We start from the raw sequence: 21,554 nt of genomic DNA on the forward strand, positions 1-21,554 counted from the left end.
GGCGGCGTCCCTTATGAACCCGAACTCACGCACGTCACAGCCGGTGGCGGGGCAGAAGGAGTAACTATGGCTGAAAAGTCCACCCTCGATAACGTTATTGCGCTCGCGAAGCGCCGCGGCTTTGTTTTCCAGGCCGGTGAAATTTACGGCGGTTCCCGCTCCGCATGGGACTACGGCCCCCTCGGTGCAGAGCTGAAGGAAAACATCCGTCAGCAGTGGTGGCAGCGTTTCGTCCGCTCCCGTGCGGACATGGTTGGCCTGGACTCCTCTGTTATTCTGCCTCGTGCGGTGTGGGAGGCATCCGGTCACGTGGCGACCTTCACCGACCCGCTGGTTGAGTGCCTGTCGTGCCACAAGCGTCTGCGTCAGGATCACCTGCTGGAGAACTTTGAGGCGAAGAAGGGCCGCGCGGCTGAGGGTATGGAGGAGATTGCTTGCCCGAACTGTGGTACTCGTGGTGAGTGGACTGAGCCGCAGAACTTCTCCGGTCTGATGAAGACTTACCTGGGCCCGGTTGATAATGAGGAGGGTCTACACTTCCTGCGCCCCGAGACCGCTCAGGGTATTTTCGTGAACTTCAACAATGTGGTCACTGCTTCTCGTAAGCGCCCGCCGTTCGGTATTGGCCAGATTGGTAAGTCGTTCCGTAACGAGATCACTCCCGGTAACTTTATTTTCCGTACTCGTGAGTTCGAGCAGATGGAAATTGAGTACTTCGTGCACCCGGATGACGCTGATAAGTACTTCAACGAGTGGGTTGAGGACTGCTGGAACTGGTTCGTTGACCTGGGTATTAACCCGGATAACATGCGCCGCTTCGACGTTCCTAAGGAGGAGCGTGCACACTACTCGGCTGGCACTATTGACGTTGAGTACCGCTTCGGCTTCCAGGGTTCCGAGTGGGGTGAGCTGATGGGCGTTGCGAACCGTACCGATTACGACCTGGGCGTGCACAATGAGCACTCTAACGCGAAGCTTGAGTACTTCGACCAGGCAACCGGCGAACGTTACGTGCCGTACGTGATTGAGCCGTCCTTCGGTCTGACCCGCTCCATGATGGCGTTCCTTGTTGACGCATACGTTGAGGATGAGGCACCGAACACTAAGGGTGGCGTGGATAAGCGCGTCGTGCTGAAGCTCGACCCGCGCCTGGCACCGGTGAAGGCTGCTGTTCTGCCGCTGTCGAAGAAGGCTGAACTGTCTGAGCCTGCAACCAAGCTGGCGAATGAGCTGCGTGGCCTGTGGAACGTGGACTACGACGAGGCGGGCGCTATTGGCCGCCGTTACCGCCGCCAGGACGAGATTGGTACCCCGTTCTGCATCACCGTGGACTTTGACACTCTCGAGGATCAGGCTGTGACCATCCGCGAGCGCGACACCATGAACCAGGAGCGTGTGGCTCTGGATCAGGTGAAGTCTTACCTGGCTGCACGCCTGGCAGGATAAAAATAATTTATAACATGGTCGGCGGGTAGCCTCTTAGAGCGAAAGAGGCTACCCGCCGTCGTGTATTTGGGCTACCCTGGTTAGACTGATTGGCACGTTTGACGCGAGCGAAGGAAAGGTGCACGGATATGGCTGAACGCCTCAGCGAAAAATTTGAGATTCGTCCTTGGCAGGAGGGTGATGACCTTGCCCTGCTTGAGATTTGGAACTCTGCCCGCAATGAGGTTGAGGAGCGCCAGCGTGGCCTTTTCGGCCCGGATACGGATGCGCCGTTCAGCCGTACTCTGGTGGTGACTATTTCTGGTGTGCCGGTGGCTGCGGGTACTGTGGTGGCTTCGATGCTGCATCCGACGCGTCTATGGTCCTATGTGGAGGTCGCGGCTGACCACCGCCGTCAGGGTATTGGTACTGCCCTGCTGGATGCGTTGCGTGAGATTGCGGCGGCGCACGGCCAGACCACCGCTCTGCGCGTGAAGCTGTCGCCGTTTAGTGACGGTGAGGAGTTCGCGCAGGCGGCTGGTATGAAGCTGATTCAGCGTTCCCGTATGGTGCGTGTGGAGCCGGGCGCGATTCCCCCGGTGTCTCTGCGTGAGGATGCTGACGGTAACGAGACTCAGGCGATTGAGGATTTGGCGACCGGTTCGGTTGAGCTGACCGCCGCGCTCTGGGAGTTCTACCGCCGCGCCCATGAGTGGGATGTTCCCGCTGAGGTGGGTCTGGGCACGGTGAACCGCTACTTCCTCTCGGATGAGGTGCGTGCTTTTGGTGCGGTGGTGCTTCGTGACCATATTCGTGAGGCTGCCGCTGAGGGTAAGAAGGGCCCGATTGTGGCGTTTGCGGTGAGCTACCACCCCTTTGAGACTGACCCGGAGGCGGCGCTGGTGGATGAGAAGACCGCCACCGAGCTGCTGCTGGGTTATGACTTTGATAATGAGGGTGCCGTGGAGGCGATTATGCAGGTGCTGTCCCTGCTGAGCGCTAAGTACCCGGTGCTGGTTGAGGTTGACGACGCCATGGAGGCGCTGGTTCAGGTGACCGACGTGCTGCTGCGTGCAGGTACTGCCTCGGTGGAGGGGGATCCGACCTATATTTACGTGACCGAGTAGGTTCGCGGTACTGAGCCTGCTGGCTGACTCTTGCTGAAAGGGGCGGGGGAGCGGAGTGCTTCCCCGCCCTTTGGCGTGCCTGCGCCTCCTTGCGGTTGCTGAGCCTGTGCTGTGTTGTGCTGCTGCGCCTCCGTGCGGCTGCCGTGCCGCTGTACTGTGCCCGCTGTATCCCCTCAGCTGAGTCCGGTTCCCGATTTGCCCCCGTATGCCACAATATAGGGGTGAATTCTGAAGCACCCCGTCTGACTCTTCCGCCCCTGAAGCTGGGCAAACTGACCGTTGACACCCCCGTGGTCCTCGCCCCGATGGCTGGCGTGACCAATAAGGCTTTCCGCCGTCTCTGCAGTGAATACGGTGGCGGCCTGTACGTGACCGAGATGGTGACTGCGCGCGCCCTCGTGGAGCGTAAGCCCGAGTCCATGCGCATTATTGAGCATGACCCGGACGAGAAGATCCGCTCCATCCAGATTTACGGTGTGGACGCGGTTAACGTCGGTAAGGCTGTGCGCATGGTCGTTGAAGAGGACCGTGCCGACCACATTGACTTGAACTTTGGCTGCCCGGCTCCTAAGGTGACTCGCCGCGGTGGCGGTGCCGCTCTGCCCTGGAAGACTGACCTGTTCACTGCGATTGTGCAGACCGCTGTGAAGGAGGCGTCCCGCAACGATATTCCGCTGACCATTAAGATGCGTAAGGGCATCGACGATGACCACATTACGTTCTTGGAGTCCGCCAAGATCGCGCGCGATGCCGGTGTTGCGGCGATTGCTCTGCACGGTCGTACTGCGGCTCAGCATTATTCGGGTAAGGCTGACTGGGATTCTATTGCGCAGTTGCGTGAGCTGATTCCGGACGTGCCGATTCTGGGTAATGGCGATATTTTCTCCGCCGAGGATGCGGTGCGCATGGTTGAGCAGACCGGCGTGGACGGCGTGGTGATTGGTCGCGGTTGCCAGGGCCGCCCGTGGCTATTTGGTGACCTGCAGAATGCGTTTGAGGGTTCCTCGGAGCGTATCCGCCCGACCCTGACTGAGGTGTCGGACATGATTTACCGCCACGCAGAACTGCTGGTGGAGACTTTCGGCGATGAGACTCGCGGCCTGCGTGAGATTCGTAAGCACGTGGCGTGGTACTTCAAGGGTTACCCGGTTGGCGGTGAGCTGCGTGCGAAGATGGCTCAGGTGCCCGACCTGGCGACCTTCCGTGAGCTGATTGCTCAGCTGGACCACTCGATTGGTTACCCGGGTGCCGCCGTTGAGGGTTCGCGCGGTCGCGCCGGCAGCCCCAAGCAGCCGCACCTGCCCGATGGCTGGCTGGATTCGCGCATCCTGGGGGACGCTGAGCGTCTGGGCCTGGTGGAGGCTGAGCTGGATATTTCCGGCGGCTAAACACTTGTGTGCCGCGGCGTGCTGTTTGCGCGTCGCGGCGCATCCTTTTTACGAGCCTGTTCGTGCGCTATGTTGCCGCTCCTGCAACGCATGCAGAGGCTACCTGTTGACCCTCACCGTAGAATTGAGTTTATGGCTGGATTGATCCGCAAAGAAGACATTGACGAAGTCCGCGCCCGTACCGATATCCGCGAAATCATTGAAGGCTATGTGAGCCTCAAAAGCGCCGGTATAGGCACCTTCAAGGGGCTGTGCCCGTTCCACGACGAGCGCACGCCCTCCTTCAATGTGCGCCCGCAGGTCGGTTCGTACCACTGTTTTGGCTGCGGTGAATCCGGTGACGTGTACTCCTTCGTTATGGCGATGGAACACACCAGCTTCGTTGAGACGGTGGAGCGTCTAGCCGCCCGTATTGGTTACACCCTGCACTATGAGGGCGGTAAGCCCGGCGCCCGCTACGAGGCGGGTATGCGCCGCCGCCTGCTCGATGCGCACAAGATTGCCGCAGAGTTCTTTGAACGCAACCTATACAGCGCTGATGCTCAGGAGGCGCAGCGCTTCCTCGGCGCCCGCGGTTTCGACCCCGCCGCAACCCGCAAGTTCGGTGTCGGCTACGCCCCGCGCGGCTGGGACCACCTGCTCAAGCACCTTCGTTCCCAGGGCTTCACCGATGAGGAGCTGAAGGCGACCGGTATGTTCTCGGAGGGTAACCGCGGCCTGTACGACCGCTTCCGCGGCCGCATCATGTGGCCGATTCGCACCATCGCCGGAGAAACCATCGGCTTCGGTGCCCGCCGCCTCTTCGATGACGATCAGGGCCCCAAATACCTCAACACCCCCGAGACGCAGCTGTACAAGAAATCCCAGGTGCTCTACGGCATTGACCTGGCAAAACGCGATATGACCAAGACCAAGCAGGTCGTCATCGTGGAAGGCTACACGGACGTCATGGCGGCACACCTTGCCGGCATCACCACCGCCGTAGCCACCTGCGGCACCGCGTTCGGTCCCGGCCACATCAAGATGGTGCGCCGCATGATTACCGACGACGGCTCCGGCGGCGAAATCATCTTTACCTTCGACGGCGACGCCGCAGGACAGAAGGCCGCCATGGCAGCCTTCCAGGAGGATCAGCGCTTCGTCGCGCAGACCTTCGTAGCGGTAGCCGAGAACGGCATGGACCCCTGCGATCTGCGCCTGCACAAGGGCGACGCCGCCGTGCGCTCGCTGATTGCTTCGCGCCGCCCGCTCTTCGAGTTCGCGATTGATTCGACCCTCGCCAAGTACGACCTGGCGACCCTGGAGGGCCGCGTGCTGGCGATGCGCGCTATCGCCCCGATTATTGCCGGCATTAAGGACCGTGACCTGCGCCCCGCCTACATGCGTAAGGTCTCCGGCCAGCTCGGCCTGGAGCTGGACGAGATTCAGCGTGCCGTGGCGTACGCGCAGAACCACCCGAAGCTTTCTCGCCCCCAGCAGGCGGAGGCTACCGCCGCCGCGCCGCGTTACGAGCGTCTGAATGAGGGGCCGCAGGGAGTGTCGGGCACGCCGGGCTATGGGGGCGCGCCGGGTTACGCGGGCGCGCCGGGTTACGCGGGTGCTCAGGGCGCAGTTCATGCTGACGCGCCCTACGACCCCGCCTACGACGCACCGCCACCAGAAGACCACGCCGCACCCAGCGCCTACGCAGGGCAGAACGCTGCCGCGCACCCGCCGAGTAGCATTCAGCCCGCCGCACCCCAGCCGGAGGTGACCGCCCCCGCCGTCGAGGAATTCCTCACCCCCGACCCGCGCGACCCGGTTGCCCGCCTCGAAAAGGCGGCACTTGAGATTGCCCTGCAGCACCCCGAGCTCATCAGTGTGGAACAGTGGCGTAACCTCGCCACTGTGCAGTTCCGCTACCGCACCCACCGCGAGGTGGCCGCCGGCATTATTCACGCGGCAACCGTCATGGCGCCCACCCCCGGCATCGAATGGATTAACTGCGTGCGCTCCGGCGCTGTGGAGGGCGTACACCCCGCCATCGCAGAGCTCGCCGTCTCACCGCTACCGGTCAGTAGCGCTGAGCGTCTGCCCGGTTTTGTGATTGGTGCGCTCAACGCCCTATTCGAACAGCAAATCGCCCGCCAAAAATCCGACCTGATGATGCGCCTGGAACAGCTCAGCGCCAACCCCGACGACGAAGAGTTCGAAGCGGTACAGCGTCAGCTTCTCGAACTGGAAATGCGCCGCCGCCAGCTCACAGCCCAGCGCGGCTAAGTACGGTTCTTCCGCTACGCCCCGGCAACCTGCCGAATGTCCTGTGTTCTGCAGGTTGCCGGGGAATACCGCGGGTTCGCCGGAGCCTGCACCACCCAATCCAGCCACACAACCCAAAGAGTGATGCACTTCACGGCATTTCAAGTTGCGGAGCCCAAACAGCCCCGGTATAGTTATTACTCGTTGCAAGGGAAACCAGCAACGAAAACAAAATAATCCCCCGTAGCTCAATTGGCAGAGCATTCGACTGTTAATCGAAGGGTTACTGGTTCGAGTCCAGTCGGGGGAGCAAATATAGCAAGAACCCCCGAGGCGAAGCCTCGGGGGTTCTTGCTATATACGTTCCTCTGACTCGAACCAGTAACCCCTCGGGCTTGCGCCCTCGGCGAGGCAAAGATTTTTGTTTCCTCGCGCGCTCGGAAAATCTTCGCCTCGCTAGTTCGAGTCCAGTCGGAACGTTCCCTCTAAGTCGTGAACCAGTAACCACTCCGCCATACGCAGGCGCTGGGGCGCTCCCTCCAGGTCCTCGGGCTTACGCCCTCGGCGGGATAACGGTTTTTACTTCCTCGCGCGCTCGGAAAAACCGTCACCCCGCTGTGTCGAGTCCAGAGCAACAGCGAATTGTGAAGGGAAGCGAAGATACTTCACCCTGTAAAAATGTACCCTGCAAAAATGTGAAGTCTAACGCATAGAGAAGTTCCTCGCCCACATCAACCACACGCCCACTCGGCGCACGGCAGGGGGAGCGCCCCTCCGGCATCCTCTTGCACCTACTCCAGAGCAAATCCACAGACGCAACCAAGCCCAGAATGCTACGCCCGCAGCTCAATACAAACCTCAGAAAGTCGAAAATACCTGAAGAGATAGCGCAAACCCCCGTTCAAACGGTCACGCAGGGGTACCATAAGGGGCTAAACTATAGGAGGTGGAGTGCGAAAAAGAAGCCTCCAAAAACACGTCACGGAGAGGTGGTCATGACCACTACTACTAATCCCAAGGCACCCAAGGGTTTCTTTGCTGGCATCAGCGGGATTAAGTCCGGCGTCGCGAACATCATCGACGCTGGCAAAACCTTCAAGACCCTCGGACCCAGCCAGGTCAAGGACGAAATCCAGATTGCAAAGCACGAACTGAAGGCCAAGGGCATCGCCGTTGGTAAGGGCGCAGCCTTCTTCGGCGTCGCAGCAGTCTTCGGTCTGTTCCTGATCATCGCGCTGGTCGCCGCAGCAATCCTCGGCCTCGGCACCGTCATGCCCTACTGGGCATCCGCGCTGGTCTTCGCCCTCATCTTCCTCATCGTCCTGGCAATCTGCGCCCTGGTCGGCCTGAAGAAGGTCAAGGCACAGCTGCCGTTCAAGCCCGAATCCGCAATCTTTGGTCTGCTCTTCGACCTCGGCGTACTCAAGGAAGGTACCGCCATGTCCGCTGAGCGCCTGAAGAAGGAGCAGGCAGAGCGTGCAGAGCAGAAGGCTAAGGAAGCTGAAGAAGCAGCAGAACGCGCACGTCAGGAAGCTGAAGAGCGCAAGGCACGCGGTGAGGAAGAGCCCAAGCCGCCGACCTTCGAAGAGCTCAAGCAGCGCACCGCAGAGCGTCGCCAGCATCTGGCAGCCCTGCGCGACGACCTGCAGTCCTACACCGGCGACGTTCAGAACAACACCCAGCAGGCTCTGGACGCTCTCAAGGCAGTGCCCTCCGAGGTTGCCGCAGGTGCAGCAGCTACCGGCCGCGGCCTGGCAGAGAACGTGCGCAAGCCCGAGGTTCTGCAGGCACGCTGGAAGTCCTTCGCAGCACTGGGCGCATCCATTGCAACCGTCCTGCACTTCCTGAACCGCCTGGTTCGCCGCTAAACACTGTTCGCCGCTCAACCGGCACCGGTTAACGCCAAGCGTCTAAACGCCCCGATACTCGTATCGGGGCGTTTGTGCGTCTACGGGCAGGGCGCAGGCTCCAGCCTCAACGTGAGGTTTAGAGGCAACTCCCAGCCAAAGGCCCCGGCCACAAGTCGGAGAAGGACGCAGCTCACAGGTAGAATAGACAAATGCTGTACGTACCGGATCCACCCGGTGCACGCGGCAGACAGAGGTAGAGCGGCGCACCGTCGCACCCGAAACCCCAAAGTCACCGACACACTACACCCCGATGAGGAGCCCCGTCATGGAACAGGCAAAGACGATTCTGATTGGCGCAGAAACCTACCCGCCGGACATCAACGGTGCAGCACAATTCGGTCACCGCCTCGCCACCTCCATGCTCAAGCGCGGCCACTCCGTACACGTAGTTGCTGCCAGCCCCATCCCCGGCCCCAGCTATCGCACCGAGGTAGAGGGCGGCATCGTGGAGCACCGCCTGCGCTCGCACTTGCCCCCGACCCACGAGACGAACCGCATCTGCCTGCCCTGGGAGATTTGGTCCGAGGTTGGCGCGATCCTCGACGAGGTCCGCCCGGATGTGGTGCACGTGCAGTGCCACTACATTATTGGTCGCGCCCTCATTTTCCAGGCGAAGCGCCGCGGTATCCGTGTGATTGCAACCAACCACTTCATGCCGGCGAACCTGGACCCGTTCCTGCCTTTCCCCGCTCCCGTGAAGCGCGTGATTGAGAAGATTACCTGGAAGGACATGCGTTTCTGCTTCTCCAAGACCGCGGTCGTTACCACCCCCACCCAGATTGGTGCGGATGCGATGCGCGACCTGGGTCATTTTGATCGCCCCGTCATGCCCGTTTCTAACGGTATTGAGATTAGCGACTACGAGCTGGCTGAGGGTGCTGACGCCGGTAAGGTTCCCGGTGAGCTGCGTATTGCTTTCGTGGGTCGCCTGGCTGAAGAGAAGAACGTGGACGTGCTCATCGAGGCGCTCTCCCTGCTGCCGGATACCCTCGAGCACGTGGTGCTGGATATCGCCGGTGGTGGCGAGCTGCGTGAGGCTCTTGAACAGAAGGCGCACGATTGCGGCGTGTCTGACCGCGTGATTTTCCGCGGCTTTGTTCCGGATGAGCATCTGCCCGAGGTGTACCAGATGGCTGACGTGTTCTGCCAGCCCGGTACCGCCGAGCTGCAGTCCCTGGTGTCCCTGGAGGCGATGAGCGCCTCCACCCCCGTGGTGCTCGCGAACGCGCTGGCTCTGCCGCACCTGGTGGAGGATGGCGTGAACGGCTACCTCTTTGAACCCAATAACGCTCAGGATTTGGCGAAGAAGCTGGAGGCTGTGCTCTCTCTGCCCGCCGCTGAGCGTGAGCAGATGGGCCGTGAGTCCCGCCGCATCGTGGGCTTCCACAGCGCTGAGAACACCTGGCGCACCTTCGAGGAACTGTACGTGAGCGATGCTCCGTACCAGCGTTACCTGGATTCGCGCCGCTAAGCTTCTCTAAGCCCTGGGCGGTGGACTTGAGTAGTAGAGCGTTTTTCGTTCTCGGTCGCCGTTCAGGTACTCTAGAGGATGGTGCTGGCGCCCATTGCGCGCCGTCACTGCACCGGATGGGGAGTTAGCTCAGCCGGTTAGAGCAGGGGACTCATAATCCCTTGGTCGCGGGTTCGAGCCCCGCACTCCCTACGGCCCCGCCCGTCGACTTCACCCACTTGTCGGCGGGCGGGGCTTTTTCGCGCCCTCTTGCCGTGGTCTTTTGTCGTGCTCTCGGAGGTGCTTATTTTCGTGTAAGGAATGCATCAACGGTGATGAAAATGAGTAAATGACGAACGAAGACGCATCATAGCGTTCAATACGGTAGGGTTGAAGAGTCTTGTCACGAGAGACAGCGTGATGCCGCCGGTAGATGCCGATTCAGCCGGTAGGTGTTGCTTCCACACACCATACGAGAGGATCTCAATGTCGGAGAACACTCCCAACAACCCGTCGCAGGGTGCAGCCGGTGGTTACGGCTACGATGCCGGTGCGCGTCCCGCGCAGGACGCTTCGCTGCCCGCTCAGCCGGGTAACGCAGCTCAGCCGCAGCAGCCCACTCAGCCTGCCGCGCCGGTAGCACCTCAGCAGTCCGTTCAGTCTGAGCCGGTTCAGCCTCAGCAGGCGCCCCAGCCCGCTCAGGCAAACGCGAATGCGCAGCCGAATGCTGAGGCTCAGGCAGCCCCCGCACAGCCCGGTCAGCCTGCCGCCGCACCCCAGCCCGGTACTGCTCAGCCTGGGGCCGCGCAGCCCGGTCAGCCCGGCCAGGCAACCTATGCGCCGAGCGCACCGCATCCGGCGGTGAAGGCACTGGGCGCTACCTGGAACGCGTTCCTGGACGTTTTCTCCAGCAACCCGGCGACCGCGCACGCCCGCATCTCTGCCGCCGGTGCGTGGGGTTGGATTGTTCCCACGACTCTGCAGGCGCTGGTGGGTGCCTTCTTCTTCAGCCAGCTGATTATCCTGGCTGCCGTTATCGCGATGTCCATGGTGGGCTACATGTTCGGCGGTCGAGGCGGTGCCGCTTACGGTGGTGCCTACGCAGCACAGGCTGTACCGACCGGACGCATGATTCTGGCGTACGTGCTGATGGCTCTTGCAATCTTCGGTGTGCAGGTTCTGCGCGGTGTGCAGCTGCAGCTGACCGCGCGTATCGGTAAGGCGCCGACCTCCTTCACCGCGAGTATGCACGCCGTGTCGGTGTCTTCCCTGGCGCTGATTCCTTCGTTCCTGGTGCTGAACCTGCTCGTGTTCTTCCTGACCCTCACCCGTAGCGGTGGTGGTGCGTTCTTCCTGACCATGCTCATAGTCCTGGTGCTTGCTTTCGCCGTGTTCTCGGGTGAGGCTCTCACCTATCTGGGTCTGAACCGTCTGGGCCGCTTCGCGAAGTCCCCGATTATCATGCACGCGGCGCTGAGCACCGCATGGGTTCTGGCGTCCATGGTCGTCTATTACGTGGCGATTCGCCTGATGGGAGCCTAGTATGCACGCGATGACTCACACCCCGAGCGCGCCGACTCGTCAGCGCTGGATGTTCCTGGCGGTTCTGTTGACCATTGCCGCCCTGGTTCTGAGCGCCTGCAGCGCAAAGATTGAGACTCAGCTGGGCCTTGAGAGCGCTGAGAAGGGTACCCGCACCATTCTGGTTTCCTTCAACATGAAGGATAACCAGGACAAGGTTAAGGGTGGAACCCAGGCGCTGGATGCGTCCGTACGTAAGCACCTGCCCGAGGGCCTGGAATACGAAGGTATTCAGTCTGAGGGTGACAAGGCTCGTGCGACTTTCAAGGTATCCTTCTCCTCCGTGGACGAGTACCACTCCAAGGTGACCTCTCTGCTGAAGGCTTCGGGCTCCGACATCAAGCCGCAGATTAGCATCGTCAACTCTGACCAGGGTCTGGTGCAGGGTATTCAGGTGAAGGAAAACTTCAGCTCGGGCGATCTGCTGGGCTGGCTTCCTGAAGCTCTGGTAGTGGACGGTGTTGTGTCTGCTTCCAATAAGAACAGCGTTCTCAGCAGCAGCGATGAAACCACTGTGAAGTTTGGCGAGAAGGAAGTGAAGAACTCCGGTGGTTCTAAGATTTCCGCAAAGGATGTTCAGGACCGCGGTTTCCGTAACGTCATTCTTGACGTAAAGGAGAAGGACGGCGGTTACTCCGTGATGGTTTCCTTCGTCGCGAAGGAAATCATGAACACCGAGACCGCTTCTGCGGTCGACGCCTACCTGAACCAGGTCAAGCCTGAGGGCTCCGAGCTGAAGAAGGGCCTGGAGTCCTCGCAGGCGAAGGCATACGCTCCTTCCGCATCGACCGCCAGTGCGAAGGAAGAAGTGGGTCGTACCCTGACCTTTAGCGCTTCTTCGATTGAGGACCTGGGCAGTGGTCTCAAGAAGCTGTTTGGCGCAAGCAGCACCGATTTCTCCGCCAGCCGTGAGGTAGTGGCGAAGGATAATAACTTCACCGTTCAGAAGAAGATTTCGGGTCTGCTGGACTGCTCTCTGCTGTGCTCCCCGAACGGTGATGGCCTGACCCTGACCATCGTGGACAGCAACGATAAGTCCTACATGGTTGACCCCGAGGGTCGCGCTAGCTCCTCCCGTTCGGGCGGTAGCAGTACTCTCATCGCGGTTGACCGTGTTTCTTCACGTCAGATTGAGATGAAGAGCATGAAGGTCGCTACCTCCCTGGGTCTGGACGGTTCCATGGAAGCGCGTTTCCTCTACGCATTCCCGACCGAGGATGTTGCGGGTGCTGAGCAGAAGCTCAAGGACGTTTTCGCAGGCGGCAGCAATGACGAGACTGAGGTCCGTCAGGACGGCGACTCCACCATTGTGAGCGTGAAGGTTCGCGGTAAGGATCAGAACGAGTTCAACCAGCGTCTGAACGAATACCTGCCCGATTCGAAGGTGACCGTTACCCGCCCCGGTGGCTACCACCCCTTCGGCTCCGACTACACGGTGACCCCTGAAATCAAGCTCTCTTCGAAGCTGGGTAACTACTACTCGGCTCCCTTCGAGTTCACTTTCAAGGCTCCGACCTTCTCCTCGCTGGATCAGCAGAAGGTTGATGCTGCGAACAGCCTCGCGAAGAACTCTCAGCACGTGCAGCTCACCGTCAACGGTGGCGAGCTGAGCGTCAAGACCGACCACGGCGTCAGCACCACCTCCGGTCTGACTGTTCCGGTGTCCGGTCTGAGCATGACTGACGTAATCGTGGATGCGGTTATTGTGGGTCTGTTGCTGCTCATCCTGGTTCTGCTCTTCGTCTTCCGCAAGAAGATCGCGGCGGCTCGTGCGAAGGGCCGTGAACGTCGTGCCGCTTCGGCTGCGGCACTGGGTGCTGCGGCGGGTGTTGCGACCGGTTACGGTGCAACCCAGGCTGACGTACAGAATGGCTACCCGGCACAGGGCGGATACGCGGCACAGAACGGCTACCCGGTACAGAACGGTTATGCTGCTCAGCCCGGTTACCCGGCACAGAACACCGCCTACACCGCCGGTGATGATTCGCCGACTCAGGTGTTCACCCCGCAGCACGGCCTGAACTATGGTGAGAATGAACCGACCAAGGCAATGCCCGCGTACGATGCACAGGCCGCGCAGACCGTACAGCCTGCACAGCCGGTTCAGCCTACTCAGCCCGGTCAGCAGGTTCAGCCCGGTCAGACTGCTCAGCAGCCTGTACAGCCGAACCAGTTCGGTGCTGATGACGGTGACGTCCTCCAGTAAGTAGCTGCCTCTAGCACCTACGCTAGTGAGCACAACCTAGACTGGCTCCTGTGGCCCGTTGCCTCCTTTTGGGGAGGTGACGGGCCACAGCCGTACCCAATGACTGCCAGCGCGAGTACTCGCCACCTAATATCCGCCCGGCACGGGAAGCAAAATGCTCGGTTCCTTCGACCCCAGCAGGCTCATGGGGTTGATGTACTCGGCGGTCTTGCCGCTGCCGTCCCCACGGGTGCCTCCCTGTCGTACGCCCCAGTACAGGCAGGGGGTGGAGCATCGCCGGTAGGGGCGCTCGCTGTTGCCGCCCGCCGCGCCTGCGACGGTGCCGATGACCTCACCGGCTGTAACGGTGGTGCCGACCGGGAGCGTTTCATCCATGGGTTCGAAGGTGCTGCGCCGCCCATCCGGATGCGCAATGACCAACACTTTGCGGTTGACGACCGTGCCGCTGAAAACCACTTTTCCCGGTGCCGGTGCGTAGACGTGCCGGTCGTTCTCGGGTACGGCAAGGTCTACGCCGCGGTGCCCGGCGCTCCAGCGTTGGGCGGGCTTCTCAAAGGGGTGGATCACCCGCGGTCTGGATTCGGCGGTGGGGGAGCGGTAGCGTAGTCGGCTCGCGGTGAGCTCAACGGTGTGGGGAACGTGTGCGCTGCTGGGAGCTTGTGCACTTGAGATGGCACCGTCAGTAAACCCTGCCCCGCCTGTAAAACTGAGCCAGCCCGAATAACCCTGACTGCCCAAATAACCCTGACTGCCCGCGTAGCTCTGCCCACCCGTGTAGCCCTGCCCGCCCGCGCTCACAAGTGCACCCAGCAGGCAGCACACCACCAGGATTGTGTGCCGTAGCGTTCCCTCTAATGTCTTCATGTTCTGCTTCATCTTCTGAGCACATCACGAATCGCCCCGCCCCGCAGCGCCTCACGAAAAATTGTGGATAACCCCGCTGTTTGCGCCTTAAAATCCTTTATCCACAGTGCCCCTGCACACACCCGCACCGCCCGCGCAGGTTTTAACCCCAACCCGGCGGATTAATCGCGGAATATACGGTACAATGTCGTATTGCAGTGTGCCTGCGCGGGTATTCTCCCTCTTCGAGGGGGCCGTACAGTACCACTGACGACGCGCGGCGTGAGCGGCATCCTCACATGGGGAGCCGATAAGGGACCTTCGGTCCACCCATACGGGGTGGTTAGGGCCTGAGCTGAACGGGTAACCGTGAACGCTAACCGCCGCCAGGAAAAACTGATAACTACTATGCGCGCGTTGGGCTAGCCCGAATGGGAGGTCCGCGCGGCACAAAAAAGGAGACGACATGCCCGTCGTAACTATGCGTGAAATGCTGGACTCCGGCGTTCACTTCGGTCACCAGACCCGCCGTTGGAACCCCAAGATGAAGCGTTTCATCCTGACCGAGCGCAACGGCATCTACATCATCGACCTGCAGCAGTCCCTCGCCTTCATCGACAAGGCATACGAGGCTGTTAAGTCGACCGTCGCACACGGTGGCAACATCCTGTTCGTGGGTACCAAGAAGCAGGCTCAGGAAGTTATCGCTGAGCAGGCAACCCGCGTGAACATGCCCTACGTGAACCACCGCTGGCTCGGTGGTATGCTGACCAACTTCAGCACCATCTCCAAGAGCATCGAGCGCATGAAGGAACTCGAGCAGATTGACTTCGACGATGTAGCAGGTTCTCGCTACACCAAGAAGGAACTGCTCCTCATGCGTCGCGAGTTCGAGAAGCTCGAGAAGACCCTCGGCGGTATCCGCAACCTGTCCAAGGTTCCCTCCCTCCTGTGGGTTGTTGACACCAAGAAGGAGCACCTGGCAGTTAACGAGGCTCAGAAGCTGGGCATCCCCGTTGTTGCTATCCTCGACACCAACTGCGACCCCGACGAGGTTGCTTTCCCGATCCCCGGTAACGACGACGCTATCCGCTCCGTCAACCTGCTCACCCGCGTGATTGCTGACGCAGTGGCAGCCGGCCTGATCGAGCGCAACGCTAAGAAGAACGGCAAGGCTGAAGCAGCTGAGGAGCCCATGGCAGCTTGGGAGCGCGAGCTCCTGGAGCAGCACGAGGCTGCACAGGCTGAAGAGGCAGCTAAGTAAGCTTTCTTAGCCCACTAAGCTTTATGCTTTGTGGCCCCCGCCTGCGGGGACCACGTTCGGACGGCGCCCGCCCTGACCTGGGCGCGGCGCCGTCCGCCATTTGTACCACCGGGATGTCATCCCGATTTATTACAGCAACACAAGGAGTTCACAATGGCGAACTACACCGCAGCAGACATCAAGGCACTGCGCGAGAAGACCGGCGCAGGTATGCTCGACGTCAAGAAGGCTCTGGACGAGGCTAACGGCGACCAGCAGAAGGCTGCTGAGATCATCCGCGTTAAGGGTCTGAAGGGCATCACCAAGCGCGAGGGTCGCGCAACCGCTGAGGGCCTGGTAGCTGCACGCGTTGAGAACGGCGTTGGCTACATGATCGAGGTCAACTCTGAGACCGACTTCGTGGCAAAGTCCGACCCCTTCATCGCTTTCGGCCAGAACGTGCTCGAGGCTGCTATTGCTGCTAACGCTTCCACCCTGGAAGAGCTGCAGGCTGCATCCTACGAGGGCAAGACCGTTGAGGAGCTGACCACCGACGCTGGTGCACTGCTCGGCGAGAAGATCGTTGTCCGCCGCGTTGCACGCGTTGAGGGCGAGAACGTTGCAGTTTACCTGCACAAGACCTCCAAGGACCTGCCGGCACAGGTTGGCGTTCTGCTGGCTGTCTCCGGTGAGAACACCGACGAGATCGCACACGACGTTGCAGTTCACATTGCTGCAATGAGCCCCAAGTACCTGGATTCCGAGTCCATCCCCGCAGACCAGATCGAGACCGAGAAGCGCGTTGCTCGCGAGACCGCAATCGCTGAGGGCAAGCCCGAGAAGATTCTGGACAAGATCGTTGAGGGTCGCCTGAAGGGCTTCTTCAAGGAGAACACCCTGCTCGATCAGGACTTCGCGAAGGACTCCAAGAAGTCTGTCGCACAGGTTCTGTCCGAGGCTGGCGCAACCGCTACCGCATTCGCACGTTTCCGCGTGGGCGCATAAGGACTCGCTGCAGTTCTGCCCTCCCGTATTGCGGGTTCCCGGTAAGGGAAGTCGTATGAGGTTGGGATTATAGCCTGAAGCCGGGTAGTCACCACTGGTGGCTACCCGGCTTTGCTGTATCCTTGATAAGGACTAGGCGGCAGGAGTCCGCCCCGATCACCTATAACAATCCCTAGGTAAGCCACTGGAGGAACCATGACTGAAGCGAATCCCCGCCCGATGCACCGTGACGAAACCGGCCGCCGCCGCGTTTTGCTCAAGCTTTCCGGTGAGGTTTTTGGTGGCGGCGAAGTTGGCATTTCGACCGAGGTCGTGCGCAGCATCGCTAAGCAGATCGCCGCAACTGTTGGCGAGGTTGAGACCTCCATCGTGATTGGTGGCGGCAACTTCTTCCGCGGTGCTGAACTCTCTCAGGCGGGTATGGACCGCTCCCGTGCAGACTACATGGGTATGCTCGGCACCGTGATGAACTCCCTGGCTCTGCAGGACTTCCTGGAGCAGGAGGGTATTGACACCCGCGTTCAGTCGGCTATCACCATGCCGCAGGTTGCTGAGACTTACATTCCTCGCCGCGCGATCCGCCACATGCAGAAGGACCGCGTCGTGATCTTCGGTGCTGGTGCGGGTCTGCCCTACTTCTCCACCGACACTGTGGCTGCTCAGCGCGCCCTGGAAATCCACGCAGATGAGGTTCTGGTGGCTAAGAACGGCGTGGACGGCATCTACACTGCTGACCCGAACAAGGACCCCAACGCTGAGCGCCTGTACAACCTCACCTACGATGAGGCAATGCAGCGCAACATCCGCGTGCTGGATCAGACCGCGTTCTCCCTGTGCCGCGACAACAACGTGACCATGCGCGTGTTCGGCATGCAGGGTGACGGCAACGTGACCCGCGCAATTCTGGGCGAGAAGATGGGTACCCTCGTTACTCGCTAACGCCTAAATTTTTAGGTTGGGGCGTACGGAACGCGCCCTCACATTGTGACCGTGCTCGATAGCGCGGACTTATTCTGGACGGTACCGCGCGGGTAGGCGCTAAAACTCGCTTATGCCCGCCGGTACCGTCTAGACTTATATCAAATACGACGTTCTGCCTCTTTCCCGTCGACTTCGCAGTACCCGTAAGGTTTTCGCCTCGGATGCGCCGCAAACCGGCGGGGAATAATGAGGGCTGAGCGAACGCCCACCGACAATTCTGGTACCCCAGAATTCCGACAAAGGAGATCCTTTCGTGATCGAAGAAATCCTTGCCGAAGCCGGCGAGAAGATGGAAAAGACCATCGAAGCAACCAAGACTGAGTTCGCTAAGGTTCGTACCGGTCGTGTGAACCCCGCAATCTTCAGCGGCCTGACCGCCGAGTACTACGGCGCACCGACCCCGCTGCAGCAGCTGGTGTCCTTCAACGTTGAGGACGCACGTACCGTCAAGATCGTTCCCTTCGACGTGACCGCACTGGCGGCTATTGAGAAGGCTCTGCGTGACTCTGACCTGGGTGTTAACCCCAGCAACGACGGTGCAGCTATCCGCGTTGTCATGCCCGAAATGACCGCTGAGCGCCGTAAGGAATACACCAAGCTCGTCAACAGCAAGGCTGAGGAGTCCCGCGTTTCCATCCGTAACGTTCGCCGCCACGCTAAGACCGCTATCGACAAGCTCGTCAAGGACAGCGAAATCGGTGAGGACGAAGGCGCACGCGCTGAGAAGGAACTGGACGCACTGACCAAGAAGCACATCGACCAGGTCGACGCACTGTACAAGCACAAGGAAGCTGAACTGCTCGAGGTCTAAACCCTAATGAGTGCACGCAAAGAAGCGAAAGAAGAGAGAGGCACGCCGCCTGCTCCACAGTCGAGCCCGCAGACCGCTGCAACGCCGGTGAAGTCGCGTAGCGCCAAAGCAGGCCGTAACCTGCCCGCCGCCATTGGTGTGGGTGTTGGTTTCGGTGTGCTGTTGGTGCTCGGCCTGATGTACCAGCCGATTTTTGTGGCGCTTGCAGCTGCCGCGGCTGGCCTGGGCGCCTGGGAGATTGGGCACGTGCTCAATACTCGCCGCGGCTACGGCATCCCGGAGTACCTGCTGGGTGCCCTGTCTGCCGCGATTGTGGCGGTGTCTTACCTGTTCGGTTTTACCGGGTTGGGCATCGCCCTGGCGGTGAGCCTGCTGGTGCTGCTTCTCTCTTCTGCTCTTGTGCGTGCGGACCGTCAGGTTTCGTTGGGTAAGTCCTTGGGCGGTAGCGCCCTCGCACTGCTGTGGGTGCCGCTGATGCTGGGCATCGCCATGGTCTACTTCCAGGTGGACCACGGCGAGCGCGGCGTCCTCATGATTCTGCTGATGGCAATCTGCAATGACACGTTCGGCTTTATTGCCGGCGTGAATTGGGGTAAGCACCCGATGGCGCCGAAGATCTCCCCGAAGAAAAGCTGGGAGGGCCTGGCTGGTTCCTTCGTCGGTTCGGCGGTGGTTGGTGCTATCGCGTTGGCGGTCATGGGTTCGCCCTGGTATTGGGCTATTCCGTTGGCGGCGGTCATGGTGGTCGCTTCGACTGCCGGTGACCTGGTCGAGTCCGTGTTCAAGCGCCGTATGGGTGTGAAGGACATGTCGAATATCCTGCCCGGTCACGGCGGCATGATGGATCGCCTAGACTCGATTCTTTTCGCTGCGGCGGCTGGCTGCCTGATTTTCCGGTTTATTATGCCGCTCTAAAGCCTGAAGCTTTTATCGCTTATGGAGGCGGGGCGTTTCTTCCCACGAGTGGGGGAGGGGCGCCCCGCCTCTGCTGTACCCGCTTTCGCTGTACCCGGTGAATAGGGGCGTAAAAGGCTATATCTAAGACACCGCCCGCCAACCTTGCACCAGGTAGCCTGCGCATTGGTATTCTTAAAGTTCAATCGTCGAGAGGAGCCCACTTTGGCAAGCACCACCCACGGAGGCGGATTTGCCCGTGCAGGAGAAACCGAACCCGGCTACAAGCGCAGTGAAGTAGACCGCCTGTTCACCCGCCTCGCCGAGGACTACGAGAAGCTCAGCGGAGCCGCCGAACTACCCGAAGACCTCTACACCTCCCGACGAATCCGCCAGGTCGTCTTCCGTGAAGAACCCGGCGGCTACCAGCTGGATGTGGTCGACCGCGCCCTCGAAAAGATTGAGGAACGCTTCGCCAAGCTTGAACGCAGCCGCTACATTGAGGCGTACGGCCTGGACAACTGGGAACGCTCCCTCGTAGAGACCGGCGAGCTGCTCGCTGGCCGCCTGGAACGCCCCGCCGGTGAGCGTTTCCGCCGCCCCAGCAAGCGCCGCCACATGGGCTACTTCGTCGGCGACGTGGATGCCATCTGCGACCGCGTGTACGCCCAGCTCAACAGCGAAGAGCCGCTGGACCCCTCCGTGGTGCGCCACGCAAAGTTCCGCCCCGCCTCGGGCACCGTCAGCTACGAGGAATCCCAGGTGGATGCTTTCCTGGACCGCTGCATTGAGCTACTGCAGGATCTGCTCTAAAACGTTACGTGTTGAATCCCCCGCCCCGTACCAGGGTGGGGGATTCTTCTATGCCGAGTCCCTCTCTGCTGAGGCTTTCTAAGATGAGAGGCGGCGCCAGTACCCGAACGTACCCGCGAGCTCATGAGACACTAGAACCATGAAGTTTGGATCCTCAGCACGCGTCGGCGGCAGCCGCGACCGCCTCACCGACGCCCTCACAGAACTCACCCGCGCACCGCAGCGCGTCACCCTCCTCGGCTCAACCGGCTCCATCGGCACCCAAGCCATGGAAGTCATCGACCACCTCGCCGCACTCAAAGGCACCAGCGCCTCCGCCGACGACGCGCCGCTGAAGGTCGTCGCCCTCTCCGCAGGCTCCCGATCCCTCGAACTGCTCGCACGCCAGGCAGTGCACGTGCGCGCCGAACTGGTCGCCACCAGCGGCACCGCCGAAGACTCGCAGCGCCTGCGCGAACTCATCGAAGCGGCAGCCTCCGAAGCAGGAGCCACCGGCTACACCCCGCAGATCGCCCACGGCGCCGAAGCCTCCGTACAGGCGGCAGCGCACCCGGCAGACACCGTCCTGAACGGCATCACCGGCTCCATCGGCCTGGAACCGACCCTCACCGCCCTCAACAGCGGCTACCGCGTGGCACTCGCCAACAAGGAATCCCTCATCGCAGGCGGCCCGCTCGTACGCGCCGCCGTGGACGCATCGCCCCTGGACACCCCCATGGTGCCCGTCGACTCGGAGCACTCCGCCCTTGCGCAGGCGCTCGCCTCCGGAACCGACGCTGAAATTGACCGCCTCATCCTCACCGCATCGGGCGGCCCGTTCCGCGGCTACAAGCGCGAACAGCTGCACGACGTGACCCCCGCGCAGGCGCTCGCACACCCCACCTGGGATATGGGCCTGGTCGTCACCACCAATTCGGCAACCATGGTCAACAAGGCACTCGAAGTGCTTGAAGCGCACCACCTGTTCGGCGTGGACCTGGACCGTATTGACGTGGCGGTTCACCCGCAGTCCGTCGTGCACTCCATGGTGCAGTTCGTGGACGGCTCCACTATCGCGCAGGCGTCGCCGCCGAGTATGGTTCTGCCCATCGCGCTGGGTCTGACCTGGCCGCACCGCATCCCCGGCGCCGTGCCCGCCTGCGACTGGTCGAAGGCGGCATCCTGGACTTTCGAGCCGCTGGACGAGGAAGCATTCCCCGCCGTGCGCATGATTAAGGACGCCGGTAAGATCGGCGGCACCCACCCGGCAGTGTTCAACGCCGCCAATGAGGAAGCCGTCGCTGCATTCCATGCGGGCGCGATTCGCTTTACCGACATTGTCGATTCGGTCGCACGCGTGCTGGAGGAGCACACCGGCAGCGCTGAGGCTGTCTCTGACGCTGATTTGACTCTGGAGGCTGTACTGAACGCGGAGCGTTGGGCTCGCGTTCGCGCGAATGAGCTGCTGGGTATGCCCGGACGCTAAATCGCTTCTGCGGTGCGGTGTTCGTCCTCGTTCCTACAGGGGCACCCGCCCTCGCTTCGCTTCGGGCACCCTGATGTCACTTTCGGACGACACCGCCCCTCCACACGCACGCTAGGCTACCGGAGGTGGCGCGCCGTGTTTTCCGGATGCGCCCTCAGGGTGTCAGCCCGGACG

General features: G+C 61.1%; 16 protein-coding genes and 2 tRNA genes. 17 read left to right on the forward strand and 1 reads right to left on the reverse strand.

Features of this window, described 5'->3' with window-relative positions:
• Window positions 1-66: 66 nt before the first annotated feature.
• The 10 genes from HMPREF2971_RS06555 (at window position 67) to HMPREF2971_RS06600 (ending at window position 13,325) form a co-directional block, all read left to right on the forward strand.
• Window positions 67-1,446 carry a glycine--tRNA ligase gene (locus HMPREF2971_RS06555; RefSeq protein WP_005507052.1) on the forward strand — a complete coding sequence of 460 codons (1,380 nt, stop codon included), beginning with the start codon at window positions 67-69 and terminating at the stop codon, window positions 1,444-1,446.
• A gap of 128 nt (window positions 1,447-1,574) precedes the next feature.
• The gene (locus HMPREF2971_RS06560) at window positions 1,575-2,552 is read left to right on the forward strand and encodes a GNAT family N-acetyltransferase (RefSeq protein ID WP_070691998.1); all 978 of its coding nucleotides are present in this window, start codon (window positions 1,575-1,577) and stop codon (window positions 2,550-2,552) included.
• A gap of 221 nt (window positions 2,553-2,773) precedes the next feature.
• A complete protein-coding gene (gene dusB, locus HMPREF2971_RS06565; protein WP_049341672.1) occupies window positions 2,774-3,940 on the forward strand; it encodes a tRNA dihydrouridine synthase DusB in 1,167 nt (388 codons plus the stop codon).
• Between the two features lie 132 nt (window positions 3,941-4,072).
• On the forward strand, window positions 4,073-6,199 hold the full coding sequence (gene dnaG, locus HMPREF2971_RS06570; RefSeq protein ID WP_070692000.1) for a DNA primase: 2,127 nt from the start codon (window positions 4,073-4,075) through the stop codon (window positions 6,197-6,199).
• Window positions 6,200-6,415: 216 nt separating this feature from the next.
• Window positions 6,416-6,488 (forward strand) — tRNA-Asn (locus tag HMPREF2971_RS06575).
• A gap of 685 nt (window positions 6,489-7,173) precedes the next feature.
• A complete protein-coding gene (locus HMPREF2971_RS06580; RefSeq protein WP_070507758.1) occupies window positions 7,174-8,046 on the forward strand; it encodes a phage holin family protein in 873 nt (290 codons plus the stop codon).
• Between the two features lie 307 nt (window positions 8,047-8,353).
• The gene (locus tag HMPREF2971_RS06585) at window positions 8,354-9,559 is read left to right on the forward strand and encodes a glycosyltransferase (protein ID WP_070692002.1); all 1,206 of its coding nucleotides are present in this window, start codon (window positions 8,354-8,356) and stop codon (window positions 9,557-9,559) included.
• A 118-nt stretch (window positions 9,560-9,677) separates the two neighbouring features.
• Window positions 9,678-9,751: transfer RNA gene (locus HMPREF2971_RS06590), tRNA-Ile, on the forward strand.
• Window positions 9,752-10,024: 273 nt separating this feature from the next.
• Entirely contained in the window at window positions 10,025-11,080 is a 1,056-nt protein-coding gene (locus HMPREF2971_RS06595; protein WP_070692004.1) for a hypothetical protein, read from the forward strand.
• 1 nt (window position 11,081) lies between these two features.
• Window positions 11,082-13,325 (forward strand): flagellar motor protein, encoded by a 2,244-nt coding sequence (locus HMPREF2971_RS06600; RefSeq protein ID WP_070692006.1) that lies wholly within the window; start codon window positions 11,082-11,084, stop codon window positions 13,323-13,325.
• 126 nt (window positions 13,326-13,451) lie between these two features.
• Here HMPREF2971_RS06600 and HMPREF2971_RS06605 read toward each other — a convergent pair whose 3' ends face one another.
• A complete protein-coding gene (locus HMPREF2971_RS06605; protein ID WP_070692071.1) occupies window positions 13,452-13,892 on the reverse strand; it encodes a M23 family metallopeptidase in 441 nt (146 codons plus the stop codon).
• A gap of 742 nt (window positions 13,893-14,634) precedes the next feature.
• Between HMPREF2971_RS06605 and rpsB the strand changes: the two genes are divergently transcribed.
• The 7 genes from rpsB to dxr all read left to right on the forward strand — a co-directional run bounded on the left by rpsB (window position 14,635) and on the right by dxr (window position 21,380).
• The gene (gene rpsB / locus HMPREF2971_RS06610) at window positions 14,635-15,432 is read left to right on the forward strand and encodes a 30S ribosomal protein S2 (protein ID WP_005508818.1); all 798 of its coding nucleotides are present in this window, start codon (window positions 14,635-14,637) and stop codon (window positions 15,430-15,432) included.
• Window positions 15,433-15,585: 153 nt separating this feature from the next.
• Window positions 15,586-16,416: a translation elongation factor Ts gene (gene tsf / locus HMPREF2971_RS06615; RefSeq protein ID WP_005508816.1), complete on the forward strand. Its 831-nt coding sequence runs from the start codon at window positions 15,586-15,588 to the stop codon at window positions 16,414-16,416.
• Window positions 16,417-16,611: 195 nt separating this feature from the next.
• Complete coding sequence (gene pyrH, locus HMPREF2971_RS06620) at window positions 16,612-17,355, forward strand: UMP kinase (protein WP_049345691.1); 744 nt, start codon at window positions 16,612-16,614, stop codon at window positions 17,353-17,355.
• A gap of 295 nt (window positions 17,356-17,650) precedes the next feature.
• Window positions 17,651-18,208 (forward strand): ribosome recycling factor, encoded by a 558-nt coding sequence (gene frr, locus HMPREF2971_RS06625; protein WP_005508814.1) that lies wholly within the window; start codon window positions 17,651-17,653, stop codon window positions 18,206-18,208.
• A 6-nt stretch (window positions 18,209-18,214) separates the two neighbouring features.
• Complete coding sequence (locus tag HMPREF2971_RS06630) at window positions 18,215-19,123, forward strand: phosphatidate cytidylyltransferase (protein WP_070692008.1); 909 nt, start codon at window positions 18,215-18,217, stop codon at window positions 19,121-19,123.
• A gap of 204 nt (window positions 19,124-19,327) precedes the next feature.
• On the forward strand, window positions 19,328-19,915 hold the full coding sequence (locus HMPREF2971_RS06635) for a hypothetical protein (RefSeq protein WP_005507072.1): 588 nt from the start codon (window positions 19,328-19,330) through the stop codon (window positions 19,913-19,915).
• A 139-nt stretch (window positions 19,916-20,054) separates the two neighbouring features.
• Window positions 20,055-21,380, forward strand: coding sequence for a 1-deoxy-D-xylulose-5-phosphate reductoisomerase (gene dxr, locus HMPREF2971_RS06640; RefSeq protein WP_070692010.1), 1,326 nt, complete (start codon window positions 20,055-20,057; stop codon window positions 21,378-21,380).
• The last annotated feature ends 174 nt before the right edge of the window (window positions 21,381-21,554 follow it).

It is taken from the genome of Rothia sp. HMSC066G07 (assembly GCF_001814485.1).
Taxonomy (GTDB): Bacteria; Actinomycetota; Actinomycetes; order Actinomycetales; family Micrococcaceae; genus Rothia.

Bases quoted from the DNA above. Each gene is read 5' to 3' on its own strand.
- HMPREF2971_RS06555 (WP_005507052.1), top strand. From the start codon at position 67: ATGGCTGAAAAGTCCACCCTCGATAACGTTATTGCGCTCGCGAAGCGC.
- HMPREF2971_RS06560 (WP_070691998.1), top strand. From the start codon at position 1,575: ATGGCTGAACGCCTCAGCGAAAAATTTGAGATTCGTCCTTGGCAGGAG.
- dnaG (WP_070692000.1), top strand. From the start codon at position 4,073: ATGGCTGGATTGATCCGCAAAGAAGACATTGACGAAGTCCGCGCCCGT.
- HMPREF2971_RS06580 (WP_070507758.1), top strand. From the start codon at position 7,174: ATGACCACTACTACTAATCCCAAGGCACCCAAGGGTTTCTTTGCTGGC.
- HMPREF2971_RS06585 (WP_070692002.1), top strand. From the start codon at position 8,354: ATGGAACAGGCAAAGACGATTCTGATTGGCGCAGAAACCTACCCGCCG.
- HMPREF2971_RS06595 (WP_070692004.1), top strand. From the start codon at position 10,025: ATGTCGGAGAACACTCCCAACAACCCGTCGCAGGGTGCAGCCGGTGGT.
- HMPREF2971_RS06600 (WP_070692006.1), top strand. From the start codon at position 11,082: ATGCACGCGATGACTCACACCCCGAGCGCGCCGACTCGTCAGCGCTGG.
- rpsB (WP_005508818.1), top strand. From the start codon at position 14,635: ATGCCCGTCGTAACTATGCGTGAAATGCTGGACTCCGGCGTTCACTTC.
- tsf (WP_005508816.1), top strand. From the start codon at position 15,586: ATGGCGAACTACACCGCAGCAGACATCAAGGCACTGCGCGAGAAGACC.
- pyrH (WP_049345691.1), top strand. From the start codon at position 16,612: ATGACTGAAGCGAATCCCCGCCCGATGCACCGTGACGAAACCGGCCGC.
- HMPREF2971_RS06630 (WP_070692008.1), top strand. From the start codon at position 18,215: ATGAGTGCACGCAAAGAAGCGAAAGAAGAGAGAGGCACGCCGCCTGCT.
- dxr (WP_070692010.1), top strand. From the start codon at position 20,055: ATGAAGTTTGGATCCTCAGCACGCGTCGGCGGCAGCCGCGACCGCCTC.